General features: G+C 61.0%; 10 protein-coding genes and 3 pseudogenes. 3 read left to right on the forward strand and 10 right to left on the reverse strand.

What is annotated here, in order from left to right:
* Positions 1–126: 126 nt before the first annotated feature.
* Positions 127–450, forward strand: a pseudogene (locus tag Q0X85_RS07420) (cupin domain-containing protein); the annotation flags it as partial.
* Between the two features lie 264 nt (positions 451–714).
* On the opposite strand, the gene pgi reads toward Q0X85_RS07420, so the two are convergent.
* From pgi to zwf, 3 genes are read right to left on the reverse strand one after another with little or no spacing between them, the layout of a single operon-like run.
* A complete protein-coding gene (gene pgi / locus Q0X85_RS07425; protein ID WP_297771003.1) occupies positions 715–2,319 on the reverse strand; it encodes a glucose-6-phosphate isomerase in 1,605 nt (534 codons plus the stop codon).
* An 11-nt stretch (positions 2,320–2,330) separates the two neighbouring features.
* On the reverse strand, positions 2,331–3,002 hold the full coding sequence (gene pgl / locus Q0X85_RS07430; protein ID WP_297771005.1) for a 6-phosphogluconolactonase: 672 nt from the start codon (positions 3,000–3,002) through the stop codon (positions 2,331–2,333).
* On the reverse strand, positions 2,999–4,453 hold the full coding sequence (gene zwf / locus Q0X85_RS07435) for a glucose-6-phosphate dehydrogenase (RefSeq protein WP_297771006.1): 1,455 nt from the start codon (positions 4,451–4,453) through the stop codon (positions 2,999–3,001). The genes pgl and zwf overlap by 4 nt, the downstream gene beginning before the upstream one ends.
* A gap of 158 nt (positions 4,454–4,611) precedes the next feature.
* On the opposite strand from zwf, the gene Q0X85_RS07440 reads away from it, so the two are divergent.
* On the forward strand, positions 4,612–5,565 hold the full coding sequence (locus tag Q0X85_RS07440) for a radical SAM protein (RefSeq protein WP_297771007.1): 954 nt from the start codon (positions 4,612–4,614) through the stop codon (positions 5,563–5,565).
* 63 nt (positions 5,566–5,628) lie between these two features.
* On the opposite strand, the gene Q0X85_RS07445 is transcribed toward Q0X85_RS07440, so the two are convergent.
* From Q0X85_RS07445 to Q0X85_RS07475, 7 genes and pseudogenes are all read right to left on the reverse strand, one after another.
* Positions 5,629–5,841: a hypothetical protein gene (locus Q0X85_RS07445; protein ID WP_297771009.1), complete on the reverse strand. Its 213-nt coding sequence runs from the start codon at positions 5,839–5,841 to the stop codon at positions 5,629–5,631.
* Positions 5,838–6,998 (reverse strand): aromatic ring-hydroxylating dioxygenase subunit alpha, encoded by a 1,161-nt coding sequence (locus Q0X85_RS07450; RefSeq protein WP_297771011.1) that lies wholly within the window; start codon positions 6,996–6,998, stop codon positions 5,838–5,840. The genes Q0X85_RS07445 and Q0X85_RS07450 overlap by 4 nt, the downstream gene beginning before the upstream one ends.
* Positions 6,999–7,117: 119 nt before the next feature.
* Positions 7,118–7,678, reverse strand: coding sequence for an acetolactate synthase small subunit (gene ilvN / locus Q0X85_RS07455; RefSeq protein ID WP_297771013.1), 561 nt, complete (start codon positions 7,676–7,678; stop codon positions 7,118–7,120).
* Positions 7,679–7,756: 78 nt separating this feature from the next.
* On the reverse strand, positions 7,757–9,511 hold the full coding sequence (locus tag Q0X85_RS07460) for an acetolactate synthase 3 large subunit (RefSeq protein ID WP_297771015.1): 1,755 nt from the start codon (positions 9,509–9,511) through the stop codon (positions 7,757–7,759).
* Between the two features lie 396 nt (positions 9,512–9,907).
* The gene (locus Q0X85_RS07465; protein WP_297771017.1) at positions 9,908–10,510 is read right to left on the reverse strand and encodes a response regulator transcription factor; all 603 of its coding nucleotides are present in this window, start codon (positions 10,508–10,510) and stop codon (positions 9,908–9,910) included.
* Positions 10,480–10,896, reverse strand: a complete 417-nt coding sequence (locus Q0X85_RS07470; protein ID WP_366129554.1) for an ATP-binding protein — start codon at positions 10,894–10,896, stop codon at positions 10,480–10,482. The genes Q0X85_RS07465 and Q0X85_RS07470 overlap by 31 nt, the downstream gene beginning before the upstream one ends.
* Positions 10,882–11,235 (reverse strand): annotated as a pseudogene (locus Q0X85_RS07475) (integrase core domain-containing protein); the annotation flags it as partial. The pseudogene Q0X85_RS07475 and the gene Q0X85_RS07470, both read right to left, overlap by 15 nt.
* Before the next feature lie 136 nt (positions 11,236–11,371).
* Here Q0X85_RS07475 and Q0X85_RS07480 point away from each other — a divergent pair.
* Positions 11,372–11,686: pseudogene (locus Q0X85_RS07480) on the forward strand (transposase); the annotation flags it as partial.
* Between the last annotated feature and the right edge of the window lie 124 nt (positions 11,687–11,810).

The following is an 11,810-nucleotide window of genomic DNA, read 5'->3' on the forward strand; positions in this document are numbered from 1 at the left end:
AATGGCGGAAACTCGATGGCGCAAACCGCCTGCCCGAGATCGTCCAGGGGATTGCCTTCAAGGACGGGATCAAGCAACTTCGAGCCGCCGCCTGATCACGCCGTCACCAACTTTAGGGCATAGCTCAGCGGAACATGCATCTATTTTCTTTTGTGCGAGGGACAGAAGAGCCATTGGCACAAAGTGGATGCAACGGAAATTTGGCATTTTTATGCGGGCAGCCCGCTGATCCTGTCGTTGGCCGCGATTGAGACCGGGCCTGCAACCGACCATGTGCTCGGCCCCGACCTGTTGAAAGAGCAATACCCGCAGGTGATTGTGCCTGAGACGCATTGGCAGATGGCGCGTAGCGAAGGTGAATGGACTCTGGTTGGATGCACGGTTTCGCCGGGCTTTCGATTCGACGGTTTCACGCTTGCGATGCCGGGTTTCGATATCCCGCGCGCGTGACGCGGATCTTTTAAAAGTTTTGTGGGGTTTGAAACTTTGCGGTTTCCGGGACGTGACTAGAGTAGTGCGATGCAAAACAGGTCGCGATGCCAATAGGGATAGGTTGCATATGACCTTTGCCGTATGGGCTGCTCTGGTCGCACAGGTAAGCGTAGTGAGTGCTGCGACCGCCGAGAGGCAGGGCTTTGGGTAAGCGGCGTTCAGGCTTTCCAGTGATCCTGAACACCACCCCGGATAAATTGCCCCCGTCCGGGGACGGACGGCTCAACCCGAGTGTGAAGTGATATAGTGAAGCAGTTGCTGGGTTGAGCCGTCCTTGTCGTCGCCCGATGCCTCGCCGCGCATGATCCGTTCAATGCCCGTTGCGAGGACCTTGCCCAACTCGACCCCCCACTGATCAAAGGAATTGATCCCAAGGATCAGCCCCTCGACGAATACCCGATGTTCGTAGAGCGCCACGATCTGTCCCAGCCGGTAGGGCGTGAGCTGGTCATACAGCAATGTAGTCGAAGGGCGGTTGCCGGGAAAAACCCGATGCGCGGCTTGCCGCTCCAGTTCTGGTCCTTCGAATCCGGCACCGCGCATCAAGTCGCGCGCTTGATCCAGAGAGCGCCCACGCATCAGCGCCTCGGATTGCGCAAGGCAATTGGCGGCCAGCAGTCGCTGATGATGAGCCAGGTCAGGCTCATGGCCCTGGACGGCCAGCATAAACTCGCAGGGTACTACCTCTGTCCCCTGATGGATGAGTTGGTAGAATGCGTGTTGCCCATTGGTTCCGGGCTCGCCCCAAACTACAGGGCCCGACGCCCGGTCGAGGGCCTCGCCCGCCATTGTCACGCGTTTGCCGTTGCTCTCCATTTCAAGCTGTTGGAGATACGCTGGCAGACGTCGCAGGCGCTGATCGTAGGGCAACACCGCACGCGTTCCATAGCCGCATCCCTGATGGTGCCAGAGCCCGAGAAGCGCCAGCATGACGGGCATATTCTCTTGCGGGGGCGCTGCCTTGAAATGCAGGTCCATCGCCTCGGCCCCACGCAGAAATTCCTCGAACCGCTCGGGGCCGATGGCGATCATCAGCGGCAGGCCAATCGGTCCCCAGACCGAATACCGCCCTCCGACATAGTCGCCAAAGCCAAAGACCCGCTCGGGCGCGATGCCCCATTCGGCGGTCTTCTCAATGGCTGACGAGACAGCGGCAAATTGTGCACCGGGATCGTCCACTCCGTGCGCCATCCACGCCCGCGCCGTTGCGGCATTGGTCATGGTCTCGATGGTTGTAAAGGTCTTGGAGGCCACAATGACGAGCGTGCGCGCCGGGTCGAGGTCGGTCAACGTGTCCGCGATGTCGGCGCCGTCGACGTTCGACACGAAATGACAGCGCGGGCCGTGATGATAGGGGCGCAAGGCCAGCGTCGCCATTTCGGGCCCGAGATGCGAGCCCCCGATGCCGATATTTATCACATCCGTGATCGGTCCACCTGCTCCTGCAATTCGCCCGTCTCTGAGGCTCGCGGCAAAGGCGATCATGCGGGCGCGTACCGCCTCGATGTCGGGCATGACGTCTTGATCGTCGAGCGTCACCGCGTCACCGGACATATTGCGCAGCGCAGTATGCAGGACGGCCCGCCCCTCGGTTTCGTTGATCGCTTCACCGTTGAACATGGCCGCACGACGAGCCGCAACGCCTGCACTTTCGGCCAGTGCCAGCAAAGCTGCGCGGCCCGGATCGGTCAGGGTGGTCTTGGAGTAGTCGAACAGCATGCCGTCGAATGTGATCGAATAACGGGCGGCGCGCGCGGGATCGTTCAGCAATTCGGCGATATCACCCTTTTGCGCGGCCTGCGCATACCGCTCGACGTCTGACCACATGATGTGTCCTTTCACGGGCTCCAATGGATTGTCGCACCGCTCAGAACAGCGGCGATCGGGGCCTCTTGGGGTCGCATATGATGGGCGCGCTCGATGGCGGCGTGCTTTTGGTCCCCGGTGATCATGATATGCTTGGACACAGCACCGTCCAGCACCCGAGCCGAGAGCGTGACGCGCGGCTCGTCGGCCCCGGGGGCGCGCATCGGCACCAGGAGCGGTGCATGCCGGTCGAGCGCCTCTTCGAGCCTGTCGGCACCCGGAAAGAGCGAGGCGGTATGCATGTCCGCTCCCATGCCAAGCAAGAGAATGTTGATGGGCAGGGCGGGGCCTATATTGGCCTCAAGTTCCGCCAGAACCATTTCGGGGGTTTCGGCCTGTGCATAGAGCGGCAAATATCGTGCCGCCGCGGCCCGTTCGGTCAGGAGCCGCTCGCGAATGAGGCGGGTGTTGGAGCGGACATGCACCTCGGGGCGCCAGCGTTCGTCACTCAGCAGGACATCGACACGATCCCATTCAAGATCGGCGTCACAGAGCGCGTCGAAAACCGGCCCGGGTGTCGTCCCGCCGGGCACGACGAACAAGACCCGGTCCTGATGGCTCAGGGCGGTGCGCAACTCTCCTGCGAGTTCGTTGGCGACGTCGATCGCCATCATCTCCGCATCGGCGTATTCGATGATATTCATGGCCTTATCTCCCGCCAGCGTCGCCCGTCCCGATGCATGAGCATCAAAGCATCATCCGGCCCGGACGAACCGGAACTATAGGGCAGGGGCGCGCGTGCATGTTCTTCCCAGTCGGTGATGATGGGATCTGTCCAGGCCCAGGCGGCCTCGACCTCGTCACCGCGCATGAAGAGCGTCTGATTGCCCCGTATCACGTCCATGATCAGTCGTTCGTAGGCATCTGGAAAATCCGCCTCTTCCGGTCCCAGGGCCTCGGCGAATGTCATGTCGAGCGGCACGTCGATCAGGCGCATGCCGCCCGGTCCCGGCTCCTTGATCGTCACACCCAACTCGATCCCTTCGTTGGGTTGCAGCTTGATCGTCAGAATATTGCAATGTCGCCCGGCCTCTTCGCCAAAGATCGAATGCGGGGCATCCTTGAACACCACCGCGATCTCGCTGGCGCGGTCGCGCAACCGCTTGCCGGTGCGCAGATAAAACGGCGTTCCCGCCCACCGCCAATTGCTGATATGCGCCTTGAGGGCCACAAAACTCTCGGTGGTACTCTCATCGTCGCCGACTTGTGTGCGGTAGCCGGGTTGCTTGCCCTCGCTCTCGTACTGGCCCCGTACAACGTTATCCGGCAAAACCGGGTCAAGCGCACGAATGACCTTGAGTTTTTCGTCCCGCACCGCGTCGGGCTCGAACTTGGCGGGCGGCTCCATCGCGATGAGACACAGGAGCTGCATCATGTGGTTCTGCACCATGTCGCGCATCGCGCCGGACTTGTCATAATAATCGCCGCGCCCGCCGACGCCCACGCTCTCGGCAACGGTGATCTGGATATGATCCACGTATTGGCTATTCCACAGTGGCTCGAACAGAACATTGCCAAAGCGGATCGCCATGAGGTTCTGCACCGTTTCCTTGCCGAGATAATGGTCGATCCGGTAAATCTGACCTTCGTCGAAATGCCGCGCGAGCACACGGTTGAGGTCACGGGCCGTTCCCAGATCGCGGCCAAAGGGCTTTTCCACGACGATTCGGCTGTCGTCATCGGCCATGCCATGTTTGTGCAGCCGCTTGGCCAGATCACCGAAGAGTGACGGTGCCACAGAGAAATAGAAGGCGCGGATGCGGTCATCGCGCATCTTGCCCGCAAGGTCGGCCCACCCGGTCGTTCCGCGCGCATTGATGGTTACGTAATCGAGCAGGGCCAGAAACGCCGAAAGGTCTTTCTTGCGCCTCGCCTCGTCGCCTCCGAATTCGGTGATCGCTTCGCGCACCATCTCGCGATAGGCCTTGGCATCCATGTCGCTGCGGGCCGCCCCGATGAGGCGCACATCGCCTTCGATCTGGCCTGCTACGAAACGCCGAAAGAGCGCCGGCAGGATTTTGCGGCGCGCCAGATCTCCGGTGGCACCGAAGATCACCAGATCGAACGGATCGACCGGGATAACCCGAGAGGCCATTTTTGTCTCCTTATGCTTGCCGCCCGCCCGGTTTCCGAGCGCATCGCCTTGCCGCTAACTCTAACACGTCGCTCCGGCTTCACAATGGCGTCAGCCGTCTTCCCTTGCCAGAAAGCCGAGGATAGGCGAGACATGAGAAACAGGAAACGGATCGCAGAATGAAAGACAATGTCAGCCCTCTTGCCAATGACGGCAAGTTTCATGACCCCAAAGAAACCGCAGACGGAAATCTGCGTGCATCAGTGCCGCTCAGCCATCCCGAAACGCTGTGGTTCAACACCGGAACACTGTGCAACATCGAGTGCCGAAATTGCTACATCCTGTCCTCGCCGAGTAATGACGCGCTAGTCTACATCACCGAGACCGAGGTTTGTGAGTATCTCGCACAGATCGAAGAGCGTGGCTGGCCTATTCACGAGATCGGCTTTACCGGAGGCGAGCCCTTCATGAATCCGCAGATGGTCGGCATGGCGCGTGCCGCGCTCGAGGCCGGGTATGAGGTGCTGATCCTGACCAACGCGATGCGGCCGATGATGCGCAAAACCGTGCGCGCGGGTCTGCTCGATCTGGCGAAGAAATGGCATGACAAGCTTACCTTGCGCATCTCTGTCGATCATTGGTCGGAGGCATGTCATGACGAGGAGCGGGGTCAAGGCGCTTTTGCAAAGACGCTGGAAGGCATGTGCTGGCTGCGTGACAACGGAATCAAGATGACCGTGGCGGGACGCACTGTCTGGGGTGAGAGCGAGGCGGAGTCGCGCGCGGGCTACGCCCGGCTCTATGCCGAGCACGGCTTCGATATTGACGCCGACGATCCCGGTTCGACCATGCTATTCCCGGAAATGGACGAGGGTGCCGAGGTCCCCGAGATCACGACCGCCTGCTGGGATATTCTGGGCAAATCCCCCCGTGATGTGATGTGCGCCTCCTCGCGGATGGTAGTCAAGCGCAAAGGATCTGATAAGCTGGCGGTGCTGGCTTGCACGCTACTGCCGTATTCCCCCGAGTTTGAATTGGGTCAGACGTTGGCCGACGCCGAGCGCGACGTTGCTCTCAACCACCCGCATTGTGCCAAGTTCTGCGTTCTTGGTGGCGCGAGTTGCTCGGGCTGACACCGGTGGTGGCTGTCCCGCGTCACCCGGTCTGACTGGATCTTTGCGCGGTGCCCTGAGCTTTCACGCCTCCCTCCCATGCGCCTTGAGACGGGCATGCAGATAATGCGCCTCGTGAGCCCCCGCCTCGAGCGCGAAAACATAGGCATGGGTGAGGTAAAAGCAGGATGTGTCGAGATCGTTCACCGAATCTGCAGCTTGCGCGTAGAGCTTGATGAGCGCCCGGCGGTCGTTTGCCTCGTGTGCGCTGATCATCTGGGCATTGAGATCCTTCATTCTGCTGCCCTCACCATCCCGCGATGGGCCTCCACCTTGCCCGCCACCCAATCGTGGAAGCAATGCGTGGGGCTGTCCATCACCGGAGAAAAGCGCCCGCCGTCGAATTGGGTGGCGTGACGGCCGCGCTGCATGCCCTGGACAACGAAGATGTCTTCTTCGAACACCGTCTTCCATAGCTGAGTGTTGCGCATGCGCAGCCCCTCGTCACTGCGCGGTACCGAATAATAGAGGTGAATGTGCTCGACCGTGCGCTCTGGTCCCTTCGGCTCGAGAATGATGGCAAAGGCGTGATCGCGGTGCACGCCCAGCAGGACGTTGGGATAGGCCGCGATATATTCGGCCTGTTCGTTCCACTTCGCGCCGACATCCTCGAAATCGGGGAATTTCTCGCCGTTCTCGTTGGTCAATTGTCGGTAGACCATCGTGCCCTGACCGGAATATTCACCGGGTTTCTCGATGTGGTAGTGATCCTCCAGCTTGGAATAGCTGTTGAGGCCGGGATGCACCCAGGGCAGGTGATAGCTTTCGCAGTAATTTTCGACCGCGAGTTTCCAGTTGGTCTGCACTTCCAGCTCGAACCGGCTGTCATGGCCGCCGTGATAGAGCGGCAGGTCGAACTCGGACCAGCGGGCGATGAGATCGGACATTGCCTCATCAAAGGGCGCGGCGTCGCCCGAGACGTTGATCCAGACGATATCGCGCCAGATGTGGCTGCGCACCTCGTTGAGGCCAAGCTCATCGCGGCGGATCGACTCGTGGGTGTTGTGGCCCGGCCCGCCGACATGCGGCGTGGAGACGAGCGCGCCCTTGGTCGAATAACACCAGGAATGGTAGGGGCAGCGAATGGCACCTTCGATCTTGCGGGGTTCCTCGACGAGGATCATGCCGCGATGGCGGCAGATGTTCTGAAAGACCCGGACATCGCCATCCTTGTCACGGATGAGCAGCAGCGGCATGCCGAGGAATTCCAGCGGCTTGGCATCGCCCGGTTCCGGCACATCTGCGGCCACGGCGAGACCTGCCCATTGGCCAAACAGCAGCGCCTGCTTTTCTTCCTCGTAGACCGCAGGGTCGATGTAATGCGCGTTGGGCAATCCGTTGGCCTGTTCGACGCTTGCGCGCACGCGGCCAAGATCGGTCAGCGGCTGGCTCATTTGCTCTGTCTCCCGTTTGATTTAACGGGAGGATACCGGCGCGCGGGGCATTCGGCGCATACGCTTGCGACCTCTGAGTTGCCTCAAGGCGACATGCCGAGCGGGGTCTTGCGCCCCTATCAGAGCCCGCGCGACATCGCCGCGACGCCGGTTCGGGCCATTTCCACGAGGCCCAGGGGGCGCATCAACTCGGCGAAGGCATCGATCTTTTCCGGCGCGCCGGTGATCTCGAAGACAAAGCTGGAATGTGTGCTGTCCACGGCGTTGGCGCGGAAGATATCGGCGAGACGCAGCGCCTCGACCCGCTTGTCGCCCTCTCCCTCGACCTTCAGGAGCGCCAGTTCACGCTCCACGCTCGCACCCTCGACGGTGAGGTCATGCACCTCGTGCACCGGCACGATGCGGCCAAGCTGCGCCTTGATCTGCTCGATCACTTGCGGCGTGCCGGTGGTGACGATGGTGATGCGGCTGGTGTGGCCGGTATGGTCCACCTCGGCCACGGTGAGGCTGTCGATATTGTAGCCGCGCCCCGAGAAGAGACCGATCACGCGGGCCAGAACCCCCGGCTCGTTATCCACGATCACGGCGAGGGTATGGGTTTCCTGCACGTCCGAGAATTGCGGGCGCAGGTTATAGGCGGAATGCTTGGACGAGCCTTTTTTGATCTTCAGTGCGGACATTTCGTCTTTCCTTGTTGAGGCGGTTCTGTCCCGGAATTTTAAAAAATTCCGGGACGTTTTCTTTTCAAGAAAACGGGCTCACACCAGCACCGCGCCGCCTTTCTTGATGGCGTCCTTGGTCGAGGCCTCGCCCAGCAGCATCTTGTTATGCGGCTCACCCGACGGGATCATCGGGAAGCAGTTCTCGTGCTTCTCGACCAGGCAATCGAAGATCACCGGCCCGTCGTAATCGAGCATTTCCATGATCGCGTCGTCCAGATCGGCGGGGTCCTTGCAGAGGATGCCCTTGGCCCCGAAGGCCTCGGCGAGTTTCACGAAATCGGGCAGCGCCTCGGACCACGAGGACGAATACCGCTCGCCGTGCAGGAGTTCCTGCCATTGCCGGACCATGCCGAGCCGTTCGTTGTTGAGGATGAACTGCTTGACCGGCAAGCGGTATTGCACGGCGGTGCCCATCTCCTGCATGTTCATCAGCCACGACGCCTCGCCCGCGACGTTGATCACCAGCGCCTCGGGGTGCGCCATCTGCACGCCGATCGAGGCCGGGAAGCCATAGCCCATGGTGCCAAGGCCGCCAGAGGTCATCCAGCGGTTGGGATCCTCAAAACCGAGATATTGCGCCGCCCACATCTGGTGCTGGCCGACCTCGGTGCAGATGTAGCGGTCATGCCCCTTGGTGAGTTCCTCAAGCCGGTGCAGCGCGTATTGCGGCTTGATCGTGGCACCCTGCTGCTTGAACTTGAGGCAGTCGACGCGGCGCCATTCCTCGATCCGATCCCACCATTTGGAGATCGCCTCGCGGTTGAGCTTACCGCCGCGTGCCTTCCAGACTTCGAGCACATCACCGAGCACGTTGGCGATATCACCGACAATCGGGATGTCGGTCTTTATCACCTTGTTGATCGAGGAAGGGTCGATGTCGATATGCGCCTTTATGCTGTCGGGGCTGAACGCATCCAGCCGCCCGGTGATCCGGTCATCGAAGCGTGCGCCGATATTGATCATCAGGTCGCAGCCATGCATCGCCATGTTGGCCTCGTAGAGCCCGTGCATGCCGAGCATCCCCAGCCAGCTCTTGCCCGAGGCGGGATACGCCCCGAGCCCCATCAGCGTGGAGGTGACGGGAATGCCCGTCGCCGCGACCAGCTCACGCAGCAACCGGCTTGCCTCGGGGCCCGAGTTTATCACCCCGCCGCCGGTGTAGAAGATCGGGCGCTTGGCCTTTTCGATGGCCGCCACCAGATCGGTGATGCCCTCGATATCGCCCTTGATCTGCGGCTGATAGTGATGCGTGCGCGCCTGTCGCGGTCCGACATAGTCCGCGCTGGCGAATTGCACGTCCTTGGGGATGTCGATCAGCACCGGGCCGGGCCGGCCCGAGGTGGCGACGTGAAAACCCTGATGGATCGTGTCCGACAGGTTCTTGGTGTCGCTGACCAGCCAGTTATGCTTGGTGCAGGGACGGGTGATACCCACGGTGTCGGCCTCCTGAAAGGCGTCATTGCCGATCATGAAGGTCGGCACCTGACCGGTCAGAACCACAAGCGGAATGCTGTCCATCAGCGCGTCCGTCAGGCCCGTGACGGCATTGGTGGCACCCGGACCGGAGGTCACCAGCACAACACCGGGGCGACCGGTGGCCCGGGCATAACCCTCTGCGGCATGTACTGCACCCTGTTCGTGCCGCACGAGCACATGGCGAATGTCATTTTGCTGAAAGATTTCGTCATAGATCGGTAGCACGGCGCCACCGGGATATCCGAATACGACGTCCACGCCCTGATCCTTGAGGGCCTGAACCACCATTTTCGCTCCGGTCATCTGACGTGTCATGTGTTGTGCTCCGTATATGACGTCATTTCAATTCGCATAAAAAAGCCCCCGGTCGTGAGACGGGGGCGCATGGGAAACCATCAGGGTGTCCGTTACTGGCCCATGCGCCACGTGCCTACGATGTCTACTAGCGTGTCCACTCGCGCGACTCCTTTGCTGCGTGGCCGAAACATTAGGTCTGGCAGCGGGGGGCGTCAAGGCGATACGTCGGATAAAATGTCGTCAGGCGGGCGGTTTCTTTGCATTTGTTGCGTGAAACGAGATCCGACGGTTTGATCCCAAGACAAACGCCGGTGTCTTTTCTCTCGCGCAGCGCCGAGAATGACGCGAAGCGGCTTGCAAGCCGCTTGATCCGCGCTTTGCAAAGCGCGGCACACGGCATTTGAAAATGCCGTGTCAAATGCGCACGCCGGTGCCCTGCAGAACGCCATGTTCCAGCGCGTAGCGGGTCAATCCGGCGGTCGAGGAAAAACCCAGCTTGCGTTTGATGTTCTTGCGGTGGGTTTCGACCGTGCGCACCGAGATGTCGAGCGTCTCGGCCACATCGCGGTTGGATTTGCCCTGCGCCAGTTGCAGCAGGATTGTCTGTTCGCGATTGGTCAGCTGTTCGCGGTCCGGCGTGTCGAACGGCGCGAGCGAGCCCTGCGCGCCGGTGCAGAGGTAGCGTTGCCCGGCCATGACCGCGTCGATGGCGCGCTTGATCTCGTCGGTGGGCACGTCCTTGAGCACGTAGCCCGCCGCACCGTGGCTGAGTGCCGAGGAGATGTATTCGGGGCTGTCATGCATGCTGAGGATCAGGATGCGGGTGCCGGGGTGGCGCTCCAGCAGGAGTTCGGCGGTCGACAGCCCGCCCAGCCCCGGCATGTTGAGGTCGAGCAGGATCACGTCGGGGGCAAGTTCGATCACATGGTCAATGATCGCCTGCCCGGTGTTACAGATGGCGATCACCACGACGTCATCATAGCTCTCTAGGATGGATTGGATGCCTTCGGCGACCATCGGATGGTCGTCGACGATAACCACGCGGATCGGGGATGTGGTCCTGCCTGTGCCTTTGTCCTTGGGGCGGGATCGGGTTGGCCCTGTGGTTTCAGAAGGTGGGTGAGCGGGGCCGAGGCCTCGAGCCCGGTGCCGGACGTCGAGGAGATGATGCGCAGCGTGCTGTCAAGCTGGTCGATGCGTTCCTGCATGTTGCGCAGCCCGAGGCCGCTGCTGCCGCCTTGCCGGGCCTGTGCCTCGTCGAGGCCGCAGCCGTTATCGGTGATCCGCAGGGTGGCCCCGTTGAGGTGGCCGCGCACGTCGATCGCCACATGGGCCGCGCCGGAATGGCGCTCGATATTGGTGAGCGCCTCTTGCGCAACGCGGTAGTTGTTCAGGCCCGGCATCTGGTGGATCGGATTTAAGGTGAATCTGTCTGGTTCAGATGTCCAGATCTTGCAGATGTATTCGTAGGGCGTGAGCCCGCTGAGGGTCTTGAGTCTGCGTGCGAAGTTGTAGGCTGCCATGAAGTCCGCCAGGTGGGTGCGGAGCTGATTGTGGTCGTCGTAGTGGAAACGTTTCACGGTCGCGTCCTTGATCGTTCGGTTCATCCGCTCGACCTGGCCATTCGTCCAAGGATGCTTCACCTTTGTCAGCCTGTGCTCGATTGCATGCTCGCGGCACACGCGGTCAAAGATATGTTCGAAGGCACTTGTATCGCAGCTTCGGTTTGTAAACTGGATGCCATAGCACGTCGGGAAGAAGCTCTGCCGAGAGGTTATGGCCACGCGCGCAGCCCTCAGATAGCGTAGCGGGTGGCCATAACCGGGTCTCAGGTCTCAACAGTGGTTTTGCATAACCACACCGCTGAGGAGACCGGCTATGACCGCTACCTATGCTACCCTTTCGACCGTGTTGGTCGCCATCGACATTTCTAAGCACCGGCATGAGGTGCTGATCAGCATTCCCGGCAAGAAGCGCCGCCGTCGACTGACGATTACAAACACACTGGAAGATTTCCAGCGCTTGGCCACCACTCTCGCCAGCTACGACCTACCGGTGCGGATTGGGTTCGAAGCGACCGGCAATTATCACCGTGTTTTGGCTCACCATCTCGGACAGGCCGGGTTCGAGTTGAAGCTCGTGCCGTCCGTTGGTCTGGCGCGAACGCGAGAGGCCCTGCACAACAGCTGGGAGAGCTATGCCCTAAAGTTGGTGACGGCGTGATCAGGCGGCGGCTCGAAGTTGCTTGATCCCGTCCTTGAAGGCAATCCCCTGGACGATCTCGGGCAGGCGGTTTGCGCCATCGAGTTTCCGCCAT

The sequence above is a fragment of the uncultured Roseovarius sp. genome (assembly GCF_947259555.1).
Taxonomy (GTDB): Bacteria; Pseudomonadota; Alphaproteobacteria; order Rhodobacterales; family Rhodobacteraceae; genus Roseovarius.

What these genes read in the sequence shown, in the direction of transcription:
- pgi (WP_297771003.1), bottom strand. Translation starts at nt 2,319, where the DNA reads ATGTGGTCAGACGTCGAGCGGTATGCGCAGGCCGCGCAAAAGGGTGAT.
- pgl (WP_297771005.1), bottom strand. Translation starts at nt 3,002, where the DNA reads ATGAATATCATCGAATACGCCGATGCGGAGATGATGGCGATCGACGTC.
- zwf (WP_297771006.1), bottom strand. Translation starts at nt 4,453, where the DNA reads ATGGCCTCTCGGGTTATCCCGGTCGATCCGTTCGATCTGGTGATCTTC.
- Q0X85_RS07440 (WP_297771007.1), top strand. Translation starts at nt 4,612, where the DNA reads ATGAAAGACAATGTCAGCCCTCTTGCCAATGACGGCAAGTTTCATGAC.
- Q0X85_RS07445 (WP_297771009.1), bottom strand. Translation starts at nt 5,841, where the DNA reads ATGAAGGATCTCAATGCCCAGATGATCAGCGCACACGAGGCAAACGAC.
- Q0X85_RS07450 (WP_297771011.1), bottom strand. Translation starts at nt 6,998, where the DNA reads ATGAGCCAGCCGCTGACCGATCTTGGCCGCGTGCGCGCAAGCGTCGAA.
- ilvN (WP_297771013.1), bottom strand. Translation starts at nt 7,678, where the DNA reads ATGTCCGCACTGAAGATCAAAAAAGGCTCGTCCAAGCATTCCGCCTAT.
- Q0X85_RS07460 (WP_297771015.1), bottom strand. Translation starts at nt 9,511, where the DNA reads ATGACACGTCAGATGACCGGAGCGAAAATGGTGGTTCAGGCCCTCAAG.
- Q0X85_RS07465 (WP_297771017.1), bottom strand. Translation starts at nt 10,510, where the DNA reads ATGGTCGCCGAAGGCATCCAATCCATCCTAGAGAGCTATGATGACGTC.
- Q0X85_RS07470 (WP_366129554.1), bottom strand. Translation starts at nt 10,896, where the DNA reads ATGCCGGGCCTGAACAACTACCGCGTTGCGCAAGAGGCGCTCACCAAT.